Origin of the sequence: Mycoplasma sp. NEAQ87857, assembly GCF_009792315.1 — a bacterium.
Classification (GTDB): Bacteria; Bacillota_I; Bacilli_A; order Mycoplasmatales; family Metamycoplasmataceae; genus Mycoplasmopsis.
In genome coordinates, this window is the sequence record NZ_CP045542.1 from 293,738 (window position 1) to 313,255 (window position 19,518).

Below are 19,518 nucleotides of genomic sequence, written 5' to 3' on the forward strand. Positions count from 1 at the left end.
TATTTTTATTATGCATTTAATAAATTATTTAATTTGACTATTATGCTAATTCTATATATATTAATTTATTAAATATTATTTAATAAAAGATTAAAATTAATTTATGTCTATTTTTAAACTTCATTCTAATTATCAACCTAAAGGTGATCAACCTCAAGCAATTAAGCAGATGATTAAAAACATTAAACAAGGTAAAAAAATTCAAGTTCTTAAAGGGGTTACCGGAAGTGGTAAAACCTTTACAATGGCTAATGTTATTAAAGAATTTGATAAGCCTGTTTTAGTCCTTTCACATACTAAAACCCTAGCTAGTCAGTTATATAATGAGCTTAAAGCATTTTTTCCAGAAAATGCTGTAGAGTATTTTATTAGTTATTTTGATTACTATCGTCCTGAAGCTTATATTCCTGAAACTGATAGCTATATTGAAAAAGATTCTAAAACTAATGAACAAATTGAAATTTTAAGACTAAGTGCTTTAAATTCTTTAATTACTCGTAAAGATGTAATTGTTGTAGCTTCTGTTAGTGCTATTTTTGGTGCATTAAATCCTGAAGTATATAAAGAATCTTTTTATCGTTTTTTTAAAACTCAAAAAATTTCAATGCATGATTTCATTTATAAATTAATTAATATTAATTATCAAAGAAATGATGTTGAGCAAAAAGTTGGTGAATTTGGAGTTAAGGGTGATGTTATTATTATTCGTCCTGCAGATGAAGAAGAAAATGCCTTAAGAGTTAGTTTTTATGATGATGAGATTGAAGAAATAGCTATTATTAACCATTTAAATAAAAGTGTTATTGAAAAAGTTAATATTTATACTTTATCTCCTGGAGATGAATATGCTACTAGCAATGATGTTTATAGTCAAATTACTCCATTAATATTAGATGAATTAGATAAACAAGTAGCTTATTTTGTTCAAGAAAATAAACATATTGAAGCTCAAAGAATTAATCAAAGAGTTAAAAATGATGTTGAAGATATGAATGAATTTGGACATTGCAAAGGTATTGAAAACTATGCAATGTACTTAGATAAAAGAACTTTTGGTCAAAGACCTTATACTATTTTAGATTTCTTTCCTCAAGATTCATTGATGCTAATTGATGAGTCTCATCAATCTATTCCGCAATTAAGCGGAATGTATAAATCTGATCGTTCAAGAAAAGAAAAATTAGTTAATTATGGATTTAGATTACCTAGTGCAATGGAAAATAGACCATTAACTTTTAATGAATGAGAAACAGAGTTTAATTTTCAAAAAATATTTATTTCAGCAACTCCTGGAGAATATGAATTAGAAAAACAAGATGCTTCAACCATTAATTTATTTATTCGTCCTACAGGTTTAATAGATCCTGAAATTATTATTAAACCTAATGAAAATATTATTGATGATATTTATGACACAGTAATAGATCAAAGAAGCAAAAATGAAAGAACAATAGTTTTTACCACCACTAAAAGAACTGCAGAAGAAATATCTAATGCTTTAATTCAAAAAGGAATTAAAGCAGCATATATTCATTCAGATTTAAAAACCTTTGTAAGAAACGAAATATTAAGAAAACTTAGAATGGGTATTTTTGAAGTGGTTATTGCAATTAATCTTTTAAGAGAAGGAATTGACCTTCCAGAAGTTTCTAAAGTTTTAATTCTTGATGCTGATTCTACAGGATTAACTAGAGATTTAACTAGTTTAGTCCAATTGGTTGGTAGAGCCGCAAGAAACACCAATGGTCAAGCTATCTTTTATACTAATAGAATCACCAAAAGCATTCAAGAATGTTTAGATGATAATGCTTTAAAGCGTAAATTACAAATTGAATACAACCAAAAACACAACATTGTACCAAAAACAATTATTAAAGATATTCCTGAGCCAATTTATGGTCATGGGTTAGATAATGTAATTGATTTATTAATTAAAAAATCTCAAGCAGGAAAACATTTAGATGTTAATACATCGAAAGATAAAAAACATTTAATTAAAGAATTAACCAAACAAATGAATGAAGCTGCTAAAGCTTTAAACTTTGAAAAAGCAATTGAATTAAGAGATATTATTACAGAATTAGAAACACAATAGGAGCAATATGAAAAACAACCAAATTATAATTAAAGGTGCTAAAGAAAATAATTTAAAAAACATTGATTTAATTATTCCTAAAAATAAGTTAATTGTATTTACTGGACTTAGTGGTAGTGGTAAAAGCTCTTTAGCTTTTAACACTATTTATGAAGAAGGGCGTAGAAGATATGTTGATTCTTTATCTTCTTATGCCAGAATGTTTCTTGGAGGAACTAAAAAACCTAATGTTGAAAAAATTGATGGATTGTCTCCTGCAATTTCCATTGAACAAAAAACAGTGCATAATAATCCTAGATCTACTGTAGCAACCATTACTGAAATATATGATTATTTAAGATTATTATTCACTAGAATTGGTAAAGCTTTTTGTCCTAAGCATAATATTGAAATTTCTTCTCAAAGTACTTTAGATATTTTAAAAAGCTTATATAATCAAACTCCAGATTCTAAATTAATAATTTTTGCACCTTTAGTTGAACAACAAAAAGGTACCTTTGTTAATTTATTTGAAAAATTAAAAATTGATGGATTTTTAAGAGTTAAAGTTGATGATCAAATCTTTTTATTAGATGATCCTATTGAATTAGATAAAAATAAAAAACATACTATTGATTTAGTAATTGATCGGGTAAATTTAGAACAAGCAAATTACAATAGAATTTCTCAAGCAATAGATGTTGCAAGTAATTATAGTGATGGTTTAATTAAGGTTTATAATCAAACTGAGAAAAAAGAGTATATTTTTTCTAAAGTTTATGCTTGTATTTATAAAGATTTTAATATTGGTAAAATTGAAACTCGTTCATTTTCATTTAACTCTCCCCAAGGTATGTGTCCTAACTGTAAAGGATTAGGAGTAGAATTAAAAGCTGATTTTGACGCAATAGTTCCTGAACCTTGAAGACCAATTAATTATGGTGCAATTAAATACTTTGAAAACACTGTTAATACATCAAATTTAGAATGACAAACCTTTAATGCTTTATTGGAATATTTTTATATTCCTAAAAATGTTCCAATTGAGGAATTATCAGAAGAAGATATTGACATAATTAAATATGGTTCAGGTGAAGAAATAGATTATGTAATAGTTTCTGAATCTAAAAATCGTTATAGAAAACATGCTGAAATTGAAGGTATATGTACTAAAATTGAACGTTTATATTTTGAAACAAGTAGTGAAAAACGTAGAGAATATCTTAAAAAATATATGGGTTCATTTGAATGTTCAGTATGTAAAGGAGCAAGATTAAACTCTAATGCTCTAGCAGTAAAAATTAATGGTTATAACATTTATGATTTAGTTAAAATGTCAATTCATAATTTATTAGATGAATTGTATAAGTTTAATGAAACTTTTACCGAACATCAAAAACAAATTTCGAACTTAATAATGAAGGAGTTAATTGATCGTTTAACTTTCTTAAAAGATGTAGGTTTAGATTATTTATCTTTAGATAGAAGTGCTGAAACTCTTAGTGGTGGAGAAGCTCAAAGAATTAGATTAGCTACTCAAATTGGTTCAAATTTAAGTGGAGTATTATATGTTTTAGATGAACCTTCTATTGGTCTTCATCAAAAAGATAACATTAAGCTAATTCAAACTCTTAAAAAAATGGTTGATTTAGGTAATACATTAATTGTTGTTGAGCATGATGAAGATACTATTTATAGTGCTGATCATATAGTCGATATAGGTCCTGAAGCTGGAATAAATGGTGGACAAGTAGTTGTTCAAGGAACTATAGATGATATTTGTAATAACCCTAATTCAATTACAGGTAAATATTTATCTAATGAATGAGAAATTGAAACTCCTAATTTATATCGTGAAGGTAATAAAAAGTTCATTACCATCAAAGGTGCTAAAGCTAATAACTTAAAAAATATTAATGTTACTATTCCTTTAGGTAAGCTTATTGTAGTTTCAGGAGTTAGTGGTAGTGGTAAAAGTACTTTAGTTAACGATGTTTTGGTTAATGGATTTGAACATTATCTTTCTAAAGGTGATCATCATATTAAAAAACCTAAATTTAAATCTATTGACGGAATTGAAAACATTGATAAAGTAGTTGCTGTTAGTCAAAGTCCTATTGGTAGAACTCCTAGAAGTAATCCTGCAACTTATACTGGAGTTTTTGATGACATTAGAGAAGTTTTTGCTAATGTAGAATTAGCCAAAGTTCGTGGTTTAACCAAAGCTCATTTTTCATTTAATTTACCTTATGGTAGATGTGAAAAATGTACTGGAGATGGTTTGATTAAAATTGAAATGCACTTTTTGCCTGATGTTTATGTTCCTTGTGATGATTGTAACGGTCAAAGATATACTAAAGATATTTTAGAAGTTCAATTTAAGTTCAAAAACATTGCTCAAGTTTTAGATATGAGTGTAGATGAAGCTATTGAATTTTTTGAAAATAAAAAGAAAATCATTGAAAAATTACAAATTCTTCAAGATGTAGGATTGGGTTATATTAAACTTGGTCAAATGTCTACTACACTTAGTGGTGGAGAAGCTCAAAGAATTAAACTAGCTACTTATTTACAAAAGAAACCTACAGGTAAAACTATTTATGTGCTAGATGAACCAACTACTGGATTACACATTCATGATGTTAAAAAATTATTAAATATTTTAAATAGAATTGTTGATAACGGAGATACTGTATTAGTTATTGAGCATAATTTAGATATTATAAAATCTGCTGATCACATTATTGATCTAGGTCCTGATGGTGGAGATTTTGGTGGAAAAATTGTAGCTCAAGGAACTCCAAAGCAAATAGCAGAAATTTCAAAGAGTCATACAGCGATATTTTTAAAAAAAATTTTATCGAAACTATATTAAGTTAAATATATATAATTAATTAATAATTAAACAAAGGAGATTATGCAAAAAAAAATTAGTGTAGAAAAGGTAATTAAATTTTTTAATTTAAACATAATTAATAAAGATTGCCCAAATATTAAATATGATTACATTTATTTACCAGCTATTAAACGTTTAGGTTTAGAATTAGCTGAATTATTTGTAACAGATCGGATTTATAAGAATGTGATTTCTTGAGGAACTAGTGAATCATTGTGATTTATGCAAGTTGGTAAACAAAGATCACTGAAAGCTTTAAGACATGTCATTAGTCAAAAACCACCTTTAATCCTTCTTTCTAGAGGTGTAAGTAAACCAGCATTAAGTTGAATTTATGATGTAGCTTGTGAATATGGAGTACCTGTAGCTTTGGTTAATTCAAGCTCAAGTGATATTTCTACTAATATTGGTTCTTATTTAAACAACTTTTTTGCTGATGAAATTCAAATTCATGGTTGTTTAGTACTTATTGGTGGAACTGGAGTTTTAATCGTTGGAGAAAGTGGTATTGGTAAATCTGAAGCTGCTTTGGAATTAGTTCAAAAAGGACACATTCTAGTTTCAGATGATTCAGTATTAATCAAAAATACTTCACCAGTATTTATTGGTAGATCACCAAAAATTACTCGTAATTTCTTAGAAGTAAGAGGTTTAGGAATTATTGATATTAAATATACTTATGGAACTTCAGCAGTTACAAGCTCTGCTCCAATTAATTTAGTAATTGAGTTAGTAAGAAAAGAAAGACAAAATGAATTAGATCGTATTGGCACAGAATTTCTTAAATTCCCATTATACAATCGTTTCATTCGTAAAATAATGGTCCCAATTAAAGAAGGAGGATCTGCTTCAAGTTTAATCGAAGCTGCAGTAAGTGCTTATTTATCAAGACATGAAGGCAAAGATATAATTGCTGAAATGGAACAACGTAGAAAAGAGGAGGATGAAGATGAATAATACAATTTATCCAAGTTGAGTACCAGCAGAAGCTTATGGTATTGCAAACCCTAATAATCAAACTGTTTTATTCCATATTGGTAGCACACCTTTTTATCTTTATTCATTAATGATACTTTTAGGTTTCTTATGTTCAATTTTGACAGTATTTTATTTTTGACATCGTGAAAAATTTAAGATTGATACTTTAATGACTTTAATTATTATTACAGTACCTACAGCTATTTTAGGAGCTAGATTAGGATATGTAATTGAAGCATTGTTATATGATCCATCTTTTAGTATTGGTGATTGATATAAAATCTGACAAGGGGGATTAAGTATCCAAGGAGGAGTTACTTTAGCTGCTATTTGTGATTTAATCTACCTATATACTCAAAGAAATGTAATTGACATAAGAAAAGCTGCAAGTTTAGTTATTCCTGCAATTTTAATTGGACAAGTAATTGGACGTTGAGGAAACTTCGGAAACCACGAACTTTATGGAAAAATCGATTGATCTGGTAAAAGTTCATTAGTATTTGGTCATGGTTTTGCTAGTCATATGTTTATTAGTGATAACTACTCTCAAGCATTAGGTTTAAACGGTGCTTATAGATATCCATTATTCTTATATGAAGGAATAGCTAACTTTGTTGGTTATCTAACAATAGTTTGAATAATTAATTTCTTATGATTATTAAAACCTGGGGCTAGCGCAGGATTATACTTCATTTGATATGGTACAGTTAGACTTTCTATGGAACCATTAAGACAAGATTCATTTAATTTATACATTTATGCTTCATTAGCATTCATTATCTTTGGTTTATTAATCTTTAGTTACTTCCAATTCTTTTCAAGAGTTAAATATCAATTAGTTAAACAAAATAAACGTAGAACTTATGTATATGCTAATCCAGAACAATACGCTAATAATGTTAATGTAAGCTCTTTTGGATATTTATACAAAAAACTTATAATTACAAACTTAAAAAAATAATCCATTAGGAGGATTTATGGAAAACAAATACGACCTTGTTATCGTAGGAGCAGGACCTGCAGGATTAAATGCTGCATTATATGCTTCTAGAGCAAATTTAAATGTGGCCTTTGTTGAAAAAGGAGCTCCTGGAGGTAAATTATCATCTACTTCAAAAATCGAAAACTGAATTGGTACTGAGATTGTTGAAGGATGAAAATTAGCTACTGACTTTTTTGAGCACGCTCAAAAATATGGAGCCAAATATGTTTATGGTGATGTTGTTGAAATCAACCGTTTAGGTGATTATGATTTTGAAATAATTTTAAAAAATGGTGAAAAACTATTTTCTAAAACCGTTCTTATTGCTGTAGGAATGACTAATAGACGTCCTACTTTTGTAAAAAACCACCAAATGTATGAAAACAGAGGAATGAGTTTCTGTGCTATTTGTGATGGACCTATGTTTAAAGGTCATCCTACTGTGGTTCTTGGTGCAGGTAATTCTGCAGTTGAAGAATCAGTATATCTTTCAAGCATTGCTTCAGAAGTACATATTGTACTTAAAGATGATAAATTTACTGCTGAGCCTAGATTAGTAGATGATTTATTAAAATTACCTAATGTTTATGTTTATAAAAACTCTCAAATTGATCGTTTAGAAGGTGAAAACTCTTTAGAAAGAGTTTATGTAATTAATCAAGATGGTAAAGAAGTTGAAATTTTTGCTAAATCATTCTTCCCTTACATTGGTATGGAACCTAATGCAGGTTTTGTTAAACATTATGAACACATCTTTGATGATAAAGGATTTATCATCACAAATAACTTTATGGAAACAGCAATCCCTGGATTATTTGCTGCAGGAGATATTAGATCAAAAGATATTCGTCAAATCATTACCGCAGCTAGTGATGGAGCAATTGCTGGTAAAAAGATTGTTGATTTAATTAACGCAGAAGCTAAATAAAACTATTAAACCAAAAGATGAACCTTATAGTTCATCTTTTTTATCGCTCTTAACATAGAAAGTTGCTTTACCCTTACCATGTCTTTCAATATAACCCTCTTCTACAAGTTCCTTTAATGTGTTCTCTACAGTTGCGTGTTTAACACTAGGTACAAGATCTAAAATTTCTACTTTGGTAAATATACCAATTTTCTCTCTAATAGCTCTTTGAATCATTTCTTTTGATGATGCGTTTAAGTCAAAATAATTAACTCTTTGTTCAAAATCAACATAGCTCATTAAAATGATTCTTAGCATATATTTAATAAATGGAATAGGGTTAAAGTCTTGATTATATCAAGTGCTGCTAGCTTGCTCTAAAGCACTGTAATACGCTTCTTTAGTTCGTTCTATCCTTGTTTCTAAACTTATATACCTACTGATTAAATGACCTTCTTTTTGTAATAATAAACTAGTTAATAATCTGCTCATTCTTCCATTTCCATCACTAAAAGGGTGAATGCAAAGAAAATCTAAAATAAAGAGAGAAATAGTAATTAAAGGATTTACATCGTGCTTACTTAAAGCATAATTAAACTCTTTACATAAATTTTCCATTGCTAATGGTGTTTGATTCGGCTCTAATGACCTAAACCTTTCTTTCATACTTCCATCACTATTAACTTGGACAATAACATTAGGAGTATCTTTAAATTTACCACCAAAGCTTTTGTTACTATGTTGATATAAATCTCGATGTAATTGCAAAATGTAATTATTATTAATTGCAATCTCTTGATAATTTTTATTAATTGTTTCTAAAACATCTTTATAACCCAAAATCTCCTGCTCTTCTATATTTAATGGTGTTGTATTGTTTTCTACTAATTCCTTAATTCTAGAACTGGAAGCCATAATCCCTTCGATCTTATTTGAATCTTGGACACTTTCAAACATTGCTACTTTAGCTAAATGTTCTAAGACCGCTGGTTTTTGTTTAATAAACACTTCCATTTTACCTTGATGATAATTAATTAAACTCACTAAATTAACAATTTCGTTATCTCAAGTTCAATTATTATATTTTCTGTAATTAAATTCTTTCATATCTTTTCCTTTTTTTATTCTCCTAAAATTATACAACTTTTAGGAGAATAAAAAATTTATATATGTAATAAATTACTTATTTTTTTAGAAAATTTATAATTATCGATTTTCTAAAAAAAATAAATATATAAAATAAAGATATAAATTGAACAAAGGATAAAAATGAATAGAGAAAATACTGTTTTATTTGGAATGGAAAATTCCTTAAAACTTGCACAAAAAGTGTCAGAACTTACAGGTATTGAACTATCAAAGGTTAACCGTACTGTTTATGCAGATGGTGAAGTTATGATGGTTTCAGAACCTACTGTTAGAGATAAAGATGTATTTATTATTGCATCTACTTCTAGACCAGTAAATAATAATATTATGGAATTATTATTATTTATTGACTCTTTAAAAAGAGCTAGTGCTAGAAGCATTAACATTTGCTTAAGCTACTACGGGTATGCAAGACAAGACCGTAAAGCTAGCGGAAGGCAACCAATTGGAGCTAAATTAGTAGCAGATTTATTACAAACTGCTGGAGCTTCTAAAGTTATTTGTGTGGACTTACACAACCCTTCAATTCAAGGATTCTTTGATATCCCTGTTGATGATTTAAGAGGACAATTCCCTCTTGCTAAAGCTCTTAAAGCTAGAAAAGAAAAATTCACTGTTGTATCTCCAGATCACGGAGGAACTACTAGAGCTAGAAAATTAGCTGAATTAATTGCTGATACAGTTAAAATTTGTATTATTGATAAACGTAGAACTGGTGTTAATCAAACTGAAGTTATGGGATTAATTGGTAACATTGAAAACCAAAATGCTGTTATTGTGGATGACATTATTGATACTGGTGGAACTATTTTAAAAGCTGTTAAAACCTTAAAAGACAATGGTGCTAAAAAGGTTATCGTTGTTGCAACTCATGGTATTTTTACCAAAGGTTTTGATATGTTTGAAAACAATGATGATGTTGAAAAAGTTATTATTACTGATAGTATTGATAACTATGAATTATTAAACAAATACAAAAAATTAGAAATTGTTGGTTTGGGAGAATTCTTAGGTAAAGTAATTAATGCATCACTTAATGGCGGAAGCATTTCAAACGTTTATCTAGACTTTAAAGAAGAAATTAAAAATATGTAATACAAAAATGCAATAGTAATATTGCATTTTTATTTATAATTTTAAAAAAGGTGTCAGTTAGCGTTATATATCAAGTAGAGAGAAGGAATTATGAATAAATTACAGCAATTAATTAATGAATATTGTCCTAATGGAGTGGAGTATAAGAAAATCAAAGATATTTGTGCTGTTTCTAGAGGTGTAGTAATATCCAAGGACTATATTTCTAAAAACATTGGTAAATATCCTGTTTATTCATCACAAACTCAAAACAACGGAATTATTGGATATATAAATACCTATAAATATTCAGGGGAGTATGTTTCTTGAACTACTGATGGAGCATATGCAGGAACCGTATTTTATAGAAATGGTAAATTTAACGCTACAAATATTTGCGGATTATTAGAACGCAAAAATAATGATATTAATATGAAATATCTATCATATATTCTTGGTTCATACACACCTAAATTCGTTAATCAAGCAAATGGTAATCCTAAATTAATGTCAAATGTAATGTCAGATATTGAAATTCCTGTTCCTCCTTTAAAAATTCAAGAAGAAATTGCAAGTGTACTAGATTCCTTTGCCGACCTTACAGCTGAGCTTACAGCTGAGCTTACAGCTGAGCTTAACTTACGTTCATCTCAATATGTCTATTATAGAGATAGGTTACTTGATTTTCGAGAAAATCAAGAAATAAAAATTAAAAAATTAGGTGATTTTTGTTCTGTAAAAATGTGTAAAAGAGTTTTAAGTAGAGATACTAACGATATTAGCGGTATCCCTTTTCACACAATTTCCACAATAGGAGGAAAAAGCAATAAATTCATTTCACAAAAATTATTTAATGAATTAAGAAACAAATATTCTTACCCTTCAAAAGGTCAAATATTAATCTCTACTTCTGGAACCGTTGGCAAAATTCTTGAATTTGATGGTGAAGATCAATACTTTCAAGATTCAAATATTGTTTGATTAGAAAATGATGAAAAGGATATTTTAAACAAGTATCTCTACTATTTTTTAAAAACAAAACCTTGAAGTATAGGTAAAACAAGTACAATTGAAAGACTTTATAATAAAGACATTGAAAATATAACTATTAAAATACCTTCTATTTCTATACAAAGAAAAATTATTTATTTCTTGGATAATTTCGAAACAATATCTTTTGATTTAAATATCGGTTTACCAAAAGAAAGCGAGTTAAGAACCAAACAATACGAATACTACCGTGATCAAATATTTAATTACCTAAATACCGGTGCTGTTGATAGAGCAGAGAGAGAGAGAGAGAGAGACGATCTGAATTAATTACAATTCTTACTCATATATTTGGTCATATTAATGTTAAATTAATCGATGTAACTGAATTTATTCGTGGTGTTTCTTATTCTAAAAATGATGAAATAAAAGATTCTTCAACAGATGATTATATAAATATTCTTAGAGCAAATAATATCTCACTACAAAGTCAATTATTATTTGAAGATATTAAAAAAATTAAAAACACTATTAAAATTAAAGATTCTCAAAAACTATTTAAAAATGATATTTTAATGTGCATTGCAAGCGGATCTAAAGAGCATATTGGTAAAGTTGCTTTCATATCAAATAATATCGAAAACTATAGTTTTGGTGCTTTTATGGCAAAAATTAAAACCTTGAAATCTGCTAACCCTAGATTTATTTATCACTTTTTAACTAGCGATAAATTAAATGATCAATTACATAAATTAATTGATAGTTCAACGATAAATAATATAAATAATGATATTTATTCAAATATAAATATAACTATTCCTTCATTATCTGTTCAAAATAAAATAGTTAATGTTTTAGATAACTTTAAGAAAGTATGTTCTAGTTTAAATATTGGTTTACCCAAAGAAATAGAATTAAGAAATAAACAATACCAATATTACCGTGATCAAATCTTTAACTACCTAAATACTGGTAAGTTTGATAGAGCAGAGAGAGAGAGAGAGAGACTAGATCTAGTTAAATTACTATTATTTATCTTTGATCAAGTTGAGGTCTCTCTTGAAGATATTGGTTATTTTTACAACGGCTTAACAGGTAAAACTCAAGTTGATTTTACTCATAGTTCTAATTCATATTTTGTTTCTTTTATTGATGTGTTTAATAATATAGAAATAAATAATGATTTGAAATTAAATAATAAAGTTCAAATAAAAGAAAATGAAAAACAAAATAAGGTTCTTGTTAATGATTTGCTTTTTACAGGATCATCAGAAAATCAAAACGAATGTGCTATGTGTTGTTTATACAACAAACAAAGCGACGAAAGAGTTTATTTAAATAGTTTTTCATTTGGACTTAGATTATATGATTACAACTTCATAAATCCACATTACTTAAAGTTCTTATTTCACACAAATAACTTAAGATCTAACATCAATAGGTGTGTTAATGGTGTAACAAGATTTAATTTATCTAAGGATAAATTTAAGAAAATTAAAATTGTTATCCCTTCATTATCTATTCAAAACAAAATAGTAAATATATTAGACAATCTCCATCAAATATCAAATGATTTTTCTCAAGGTATACCTTTAGAAATTGCACTTAGACAAAAGCAATATAATTACTACAGAAATTACGTTTTTAGCTTATTAAATCAAAAATATAAAAAGTAAAAAAGTACAAAAAGTAAAATTGTACTTTTTTATTTATAATTAGTACAAAGGATAATATGACAAGTAAAGAAATAGTAAAGAAAAAATGTATTGATAATAATTGAGATTTCTCTCTTTTTGAACAATATGTAAATATGATAGAAGAAAAAAATAAAGTAATGAATCTTACTGGGTTTTCTGGTGAAAGATTATGAACTGAAGGTATTTTAGAATCTTTAGATTTTATGTTAGAAATAACTAAAGATTTAGAAAATGGAACAATTTTAGATATAGGTGCAGGAGCAGGTTTTCCTTCTATACCTTATATCTTGACCAAACCATCTAATAAAGTAGTTATTTATGAACCAATTCAAAAAAGAGTTAATTTCCTAAATGAAGTTATATCAGAACTTAATTTAGGAAATTATATTCAAGTCTTTAAACAAAGAGTTGAAGAAGTTAAAGATAAAAATATCTTTGATATAGCAACAGCTAGAGCTGTTGCTAGTGTTCGGTCATTATTAATGGCAGCATTTCATGTGGTAAAAGTTAAAGGTAAAATGATTTTATTAAAATCTAATTTAGTAGATCAAGAATTAAAAGATGCTAGTGATGTAATTAAACAATTAAGCGTAGATATAAATTATTATAAATTTGATATACCTAATTTAGATAGAACCAACTATATTTTAGAAATAACCAAAAAAAGATCAACTCCAAAGCAATTCCCTTACTCTTGAAAAGAAATCAAAGCTAAATCAAAATAATTTTGAGAAAAGAACATGAACAAAATAGAAAAATTAATTTATGAGCTTTGTCCTAATGGAGTAGAGTATAAGAGAATAAAGGATATCGCAATATTTGGTACAACTAATTTAGTAAACAAAAAAAGCAATATAGAAAATGGTAAATATCCTATTTACAATTCAAGTATTAATATATTTGGCAGAAGTGATAATTATAACAATCCTGGTGATTCTATAATAATTGCTTCCAGAGGCAATGCGGGTTTTATAAATTATTCTAGCGAGAATTTTTTTGCTGGTAATTTATGCTATGTAATTAGATCTAAATCTAATAATTTATTAACTAAATTTATTTATTATTATTTAAAGAATAATCAAGATAAAATTATTAACCAATTAGTATCAAAAGGAGCAATTCCTGCTCTAAATAAATCTGATTTTATTCTTTTTGAAGTGCCGGTTCCACCATTAAGCATCCAAAAAGAAATCGTAAGTGTACTAGACTCCTTCACCGAGCTTACAGAAGAGCTTACAGAAGAGCTTACAGAAGAGCTTAACTTACGTTCAGCTCAGTATGTCTATTATAGAGATAGATTACTTGATTTTGAGGATAATTCACGAATAAAAATAAAAAAATTAAGTGAAATATCTACCATATTAGTCGGTAGAGATAAACCTAATGATTATCTAGAGTATAAAAATGAAAAATATAAGTTTCCTATTGTAAGCAATGGTAAAGGACAAAAGGCAATTTTAGGTTACTCAGATACATTCAGCATTAATGATGAATGTGTAACAATATCAGCAAGAGGAACAATAGGATATTGTGAATATAGAGATTATCCATTCACCCCTGTTGTTAGATTACTAACATTGATTCCAAATAATAATACTAGTGCTAAATTCTTATATCATTATTTATCCAAATATTTTAGTGAAAAAACATTTGATACATCTACAATACAACAATTAACTAGAATAGATATTCAAGATATCAAAATATATGTACCTTCATTATCTATTCAAAATGAAATAGTTAATTTTCTAGATAATTTTGAATATGTATGTAACGATTTAAATATCGGTCTACCTAAAGAAGTAGAACTAAGAAACAAACAATACCAATACTACCGTGACCAAATCTTTAATTACCTAAATACTGGTGTTGTTGATAGAGCAGAGAGAGAGAGAGAGTGGTAGCCTTCTCAAAATACTTCAATATATCTTCAATTCAATTACAATACCTTTATCATATGTAATGAATTATCAACAACCCGCTAAGTATTTAGTTGGTAAAGATCCAAAATATAATAATAAATATAAAACACCTGTTTTGACAGCTGGTAAAAGTTTTGTTTTAGGATACACCAATCAAACAGAAGGTATATATAATGCAAACATAAATAATCCCGTAATTATTTTTGATGATTTTACTTGCGACAATAAATGAGTTGATTTTGATTTTAAAATTAAGTCTTCTGCTATTAAAATATTAAAACCATTTGATGAAAATATTATTAATTTAAAATTCGTTTACTATTGAATGCAAGTTAATATAAATCAAACCAGCAATCATAAAAGACATTGAATACAAGACACTTCTAGCAAGTTAATCACTTTAACTTCTTTATCTATACAAAATAAAATTGTTGATTTTTTGGATAACTTTGAACAAACTATTATTGATCTCAATATAAAATTACTTAAAGAAGTAGAATTAATAAACAAATAATACCAATACCACCGTAATCAAATATTTAACTACTTAAATACTAGTGAGTTTGACAGAACAGAAAGAGAGATTAAATCCAATTAAATCACTATTATTTATCTTTATCAAGTGAAAGTTACTTTATTTTATATATCGCTAATAAGCAGAATGGCCTGGCAAAACCTATTTCTTAAAACAAAATAGTAAATATATTAGATAATCTCCATCAAATATCAAATGATTTTTCTCAAGGTATACCTTTAGAAATTTCACTTAGACAAAAGCAATACACTTATTATCGTAATTACCCATTTGAACTTCTAAGCAAAAAATAATAAAAAATCATATAAGTATGACTTATATGATTTTATTTTTGTTTTCTTTTCATAGTAGGGAATAATAAAACATCTCTAATTGAATCTTTTTCTGTTAATAACATTGTTAATCTATCAATTCCAATACCACAACCACCTGCAGGAGGCATTCCGTATTCTAAAGCATCAACAAAGTCTCAATCTATGTCACTTGCTTCATCATTTCCGTTGTTTTTCTCTTCTAATTGTGCTTCAAAACGTTCTAATTGATCAATTGGATCTGAAAGCTCTGTATACATATTTGCATATTCTTTAGTATTAATAAATAACTCTGCTCTTTCAGTGAATCTTGGATCATCTGTTTTAGCAGTTAAAGGAGAAATTTCAATTGGATGACCATATACAAATGTAGGTTGAATTAATGTTTTTTCAATTAATTCTTCAAATAATTCATTAATAATATGACCTAATTGGAAGAATTTTTGAATCTTAATACCGTGTTTTTTAGCTACTTCTGTAGCTTCTTCAAATGAAATAGTTCTAAAATCTACTCCTGTTGCTTCTGAAACTGCATCAACCATATCAATACGATTAAATGGTTTAGTTAAATCAATTTCTACACCTTTATTAATAACTTTAGTTTTATTTAATTTAACAGCAATTCTTTTGATTAATTCTTCAGTACGATTCATCATACCTTCAATATCAGTATATGCTTCATAAAATTCAATAGAAGTAAATTCAGGATTATGAGTTGTATCAATACCTTCATTTCTAAAAATACGACCAATTTCATAAACTCTATCAATTCCACCAACAAGTAATTTTTTAAGTGGAATTTCTGTAGCAATTCTTAAAACAAATTCTTGATCTAATGCATTATGATGAGTTTTAAATGGTCTTGCTGAAGCTCCTGATAAATAATCGTGTAAAAATGGTGTTTCAACTTCCATGTATTCTAACTCATCAAAATATCTTCTAATTTCACTAATAATTTTAGTTCTTGCTCAAAAGACATTTTTTGATTCTTCATTCATAATTAAATCAACATATCTTCTACGGTATCTTTCTTCAATATCACTTAATCCGTGGAATTTATCAGGAAGTGGTTTTAAAGCTTTTGAAAGTAATTTAATATTTTTAGCTTTAACTGTAACTGCACCTGTATTGGTTTTCATTACCAAACCTTGCACATAAATAATGTCTCCAAGGTCAAAAGTATCAACTAATTTAGTTAAATTTTCATCCATTTTTTTATTAAAATATGCTTGAATTTTTCCATGATAATCTTGAATTAAAATAAAAGGTCCACGCATTGTCATAATTCTTCCAGCAATAGCTGTAGAAAATGCTTTTTCTTCTAATTCTTCTTTAGAATATCCTTCATATTTAGCAGCTAATTGATCTGAATATTCAATATCTTTTAAGTTTTTTGCTTTAGCAAAAGCTTCAATATTATTATCTTTGTAAAAATCTAATTTATTACGTCTAATTAATTCTTGTTCTGTATGTTTTTCCATATTTAACTCCTTATTTTTTACTTAAAGTTAATGTAAATAAAGTATACATTATTTATAAATTTTATGTTATTTACTTATAGCATCAATAATGATTGGTGCATGATCACTTATATTTCTTATTAAATTAAAATCACTGGTTGATTTTTTATATAAATCCTTATATTTTTTAGCTGTAATTTCTTTATTAAATAAATGGTTTTTAAAACCTTTAACAATATCGATTTTAAATCAGAAATTAGGTTCTTCATTATAGTCTCTAAAATCAATATCACCTTCTTTAAATACTCATTTATCATAGCTATTTGAATAACCTGAATGATTTTTCTTTTTTGCAAAAGCGTTTGCAGTAGTTAATGATGTTAAGAATTTAGTATTATTTGCAATGTTTGAAGGGTAAAAACTTTGAGTATTTGATTTTAAATTAACATAATCAAAAATTGATGCTGATTCTTCTTTGATATTAGTATCTCCACCAAAGATGATATTATTTGAGTTTGAAATTGATTTAAAGAATTCAAAAGCTTGAATTAATCCTATTGCTTCTGATATCTCTTTACTTCCTTGATTTTTTATCTCATAAGTTCCATCTAAAATACCTTTAACAGGTGTTTCATTACTATTTGCCTTTACTCCTGGAGAATCAAAATGACCAAAGAAAGTAGTAATTAACTTATTGTTATTTTTAATTCTAAATTGCATACCAAATAAAGGTCTAACAAAACTATCATCTGCATCTAAAACACTTACAACATCATCATTTGATTCAACTTTTTTAATAGGTCCTTTAAATGAATCATACATCTTATTATTGTTGAAATTTACTGGTTCTACTGTTTGGTTATTATAAATAATAGCAATTTGTTCTTTTGAAGTTTTATAATCCTTATTTAAAGCTTGATCAATAGGCTGGAATTTAAAAGAATATTTCTCAACTTTTGCAAAATCATTCATTCATTTAACAATTCTTGCAACCTTAGGACCATCATCATAATTAACTTCAGTTAATCCCATAATATCAGCATTAGATTTAAATAAAGCTGTTGCTATGTTATACACTTTTGATGATAATGCAGTAGATTTTTCTCCACCATAATTTAAGATATTTCAATGAAGAATTCTTGTTCTGTTTGAATCTTTTACGAAATTAGATTCTTTTTCTAATTCTGCATAAGAAATATCTTTGTTTATTGGTGTTTTTGGATTAGTATTTGTTTCACCAGTTGATTCTTTTGGTGTTTTATTTTCGTTATTCTTTGAACCTGATTGATCTTTTGATCCTTGATTATTTGGATTTTTAGATACTTCTATAGCAGGATCTTTAGCTTTATCATCCTTTGATTTTTTACTACCTAAATCAATACAACTTATTGCTGTTGTAGTTGCTAGGGTAGTACTTATTATTAATGAACTTAAGATTATTTTTTTAATTGTTTTTAACTTTGATATTTTCACAGTTATTATTTTACATTAATTAAGTAATTAAAAATAACAGTTAATTAAATTAACTGTTATTTTATATTTATTTAATAATTGGTAATTGTTCTACCATCTTCATATATAGATCCGCCACAGTGTCACAAACACTAGATAAACCAACAGCAACAAATCCACCTTCAACAAAAGGAGTTTTAGCAATCATAACTCTTTGTTGATTATTTAGATCTAGTCCATCAATTACCATTTCACTAGTCATAATTGAAGAACCTAAATCGCAAATAATAATTAAATCATTATTATTTGCAGTTAATAAATTATTTACCTTAGTATTAATATCAACATAATCTGTTCCAATGGTTTCAACATCTAATCCACCAGAATAATCAATTATAAAGACATTAGTAGTTTTTACATCTTCTAATAATTTAGCTAATCCTTTAGCTAAATGATAACTATGACTTACTATCATTATATTAACCATTAAATACCTCATTTACTGATAAGCAAATTAAATAAATAGTATATGATCCAGGATCATAATGTCCTATACTTCTAGGTCCTAAATAACTTGCTCTACCACTTTTAGCAATAATATCTTTAGTTTCTTGAAGTTTGCTATTAGCTCAATTAGCACAATTAGCTACAAATTCTTGATAGTTATTAACTTCTTTAGCTTTTTCTTCTACAAAATAAAGTACATCATACATAGTTTTATTATTGTATGCTGTATTACCTCTTTTTCTTAGTGCTTCATTAGCACTAGCAAAGTAATTAATAAAATCACTATAATCTAAAGCTAAATTATTTGCTTTTAATTCTTTAGCAAATCCCATTAATCAAGTAGCTAATAATGGGCCACTAGATCCACCAACATTAGATAAAATTAACATTGCAATTTTATTTAATTTAGTAGCTAAATCTAAATTATTTAATGATTCTAATTGTTCAGATACTTTTACTAAAGCTCTAGCAACGTTGGTTCCATGATCTCCATCACCAATAGCTGCATCTAATTCATTTAAATAATCTTTATTCTCATTGATGTTTAAAGTTATTTTATTAATTAATTCATTAAATTTCATATC

The 19,518-nt window shown here is 27.0% G+C and carries 16 protein-coding genes; 11 read left to right on the forward strand and 5 right to left on the reverse strand.

The genetic code is table 4. The annotated features are described in order from the left end of the window. The first annotated feature begins 103 nt into the window (after positions 1-103). The 5 genes from uvrB to GE118_RS01215 are packed head-to-tail and all read left to right on the forward strand — an operon-like array spanning position 104 to position 7,858. Positions 104-2,095, forward strand: coding sequence for an excinuclease ABC subunit UvrB (uvrB, locus tag GE118_RS01195; RefSeq protein ID WP_158763633.1), 1,992 nt, complete (start codon positions 104-106; stop codon positions 2,093-2,095). Between the two features lie 7 nt (positions 2,096-2,102). Beyond that, positions 2,103-4,949: an excinuclease ABC subunit UvrA gene (uvrA, locus tag GE118_RS01200; protein WP_158763634.1), complete on the forward strand. Its 2,847-nt coding sequence runs from the start codon at positions 2,103-2,105 to the stop codon at positions 4,947-4,949. Between the two features lie 42 nt (positions 4,950-4,991). Then, the gene (gene hprK / locus GE118_RS01205; protein ID WP_158763635.1) at positions 4,992-5,927 is read left to right on the forward strand and encodes an HPr(Ser) kinase/phosphatase; all 936 of its coding nucleotides are present in this window, start codon (positions 4,992-4,994) and stop codon (positions 5,925-5,927) included. Further along, complete coding sequence (lgt, locus tag GE118_RS01210; protein ID WP_158763636.1) at positions 5,920-6,909, forward strand: prolipoprotein diacylglyceryl transferase; 990 nt, start codon at positions 5,920-5,922, stop codon at positions 6,907-6,909. Before hprK ends, lgt begins: the two co-directional genes overlap by 8 nt. A 16-nt stretch (positions 6,910-6,925) precedes the next feature. Further along, the gene (locus GE118_RS01215) at positions 6,926-7,858 is read left to right on the forward strand and encodes an NAD(P)/FAD-dependent oxidoreductase (RefSeq protein WP_158763637.1); all 933 of its coding nucleotides are present in this window, start codon (positions 6,926-6,928) and stop codon (positions 7,856-7,858) included. A gap of 24 nt (positions 7,859-7,882) precedes the next feature. On the opposite strand, the gene GE118_RS01220 is transcribed toward GE118_RS01215, so the two are convergent. After that, positions 7,883-8,944 (reverse strand): Fic family protein, encoded by a 1,062-nt coding sequence (locus GE118_RS01220; RefSeq protein WP_158763638.1) that lies wholly within the window; start codon positions 8,942-8,944, stop codon positions 7,883-7,885. 162 nt (positions 8,945-9,106) lie between these two features. Here GE118_RS01220 and GE118_RS01225 point away from each other — a divergent pair, with 162 nt between their 5' ends. The 6 genes from GE118_RS01225 (at position 9,107) to GE118_RS01250 (ending at position 15,183) form a co-directional block, all read left to right on the forward strand. Next, positions 9,107-10,081 carry a ribose-phosphate pyrophosphokinase gene (locus tag GE118_RS01225; protein ID WP_158763639.1) on the forward strand — a complete coding sequence of 325 codons (975 nt, stop codon included), beginning with the start codon at positions 9,107-9,109 and terminating at the stop codon, positions 10,079-10,081. A 90-nt stretch (positions 10,082-10,171) separates the two neighbouring features. Next, a complete protein-coding gene (locus tag GE118_RS01230; RefSeq protein ID WP_158763640.1) occupies positions 10,172-11,380 on the forward strand; it encodes a restriction endonuclease subunit S in 1,209 nt (402 codons plus the stop codon). Positions 11,381-11,424: 44 nt separating this feature from the next. After that, positions 11,425-12,726: a restriction endonuclease subunit S gene (locus GE118_RS01235; RefSeq protein WP_255473581.1), complete on the forward strand. Its 1,302-nt coding sequence runs from the start codon at positions 11,425-11,427 to the stop codon at positions 12,724-12,726. Between the two features lie 56 nt (positions 12,727-12,782). Beyond that, positions 12,783-13,472: a 16S rRNA (guanine(527)-N(7))-methyltransferase RsmG gene (gene rsmG / locus GE118_RS01240; protein ID WP_158763642.1), complete on the forward strand. Its 690-nt coding sequence runs from the start codon at positions 12,783-12,785 to the stop codon at positions 13,470-13,472. A gap of 15 nt (positions 13,473-13,487) precedes the next feature. Continuing rightward, positions 13,488-14,651 (forward strand): restriction endonuclease subunit S, encoded by a 1,164-nt coding sequence (locus tag GE118_RS01245; protein WP_158763643.1) that lies wholly within the window; start codon positions 13,488-13,490, stop codon positions 14,649-14,651. 58 nt (positions 14,652-14,709) lie between these two features. Next, complete coding sequence (locus GE118_RS01250) at positions 14,710-15,183, forward strand: restriction endonuclease subunit S (protein ID WP_158763644.1); 474 nt, start codon at positions 14,710-14,712, stop codon at positions 15,181-15,183. A gap of 346 nt (positions 15,184-15,529) precedes the next feature. Here GE118_RS01250 and lysS read toward each other — a convergent pair whose 3' ends face one another. The 4 genes from lysS to dhaL all read right to left on the reverse strand — a co-directional run bounded on the left by lysS (position 15,530) and on the right by dhaL (position 19,515). Beyond that, the gene (lysS, locus tag GE118_RS01255) at positions 15,530-16,996 is read right to left on the reverse strand and encodes a lysine--tRNA ligase (RefSeq protein ID WP_158763645.1); all 1,467 of its coding nucleotides are present in this window, start codon (positions 16,994-16,996) and stop codon (positions 15,530-15,532) included. A 66-nt stretch (positions 16,997-17,062) separates the two neighbouring features. Further along, on the reverse strand, positions 17,063-18,448 hold the full coding sequence (locus GE118_RS01260; RefSeq protein WP_158763646.1) for an MnuA family membrane nuclease: 1,386 nt from the start codon (positions 18,446-18,448) through the stop codon (positions 17,063-17,065). Positions 18,449-18,515: 67 nt separating this feature from the next. After that, on the reverse strand, positions 18,516-18,902 hold the full coding sequence (locus GE118_RS01265) for a PTS-dependent dihydroxyacetone kinase phosphotransferase subunit DhaM (RefSeq protein ID WP_158763647.1): 387 nt from the start codon (positions 18,900-18,902) through the stop codon (positions 18,516-18,518). Positions 18,903-18,906: 4 nt separating this feature from the next. Then, complete coding sequence (gene dhaL / locus GE118_RS01270; protein WP_158763648.1) at positions 18,907-19,515, reverse strand: dihydroxyacetone kinase subunit DhaL; 609 nt, start codon at positions 19,513-19,515, stop codon at positions 18,907-18,909. Positions 19,516-19,518 lie beyond the last annotated feature (3 nt).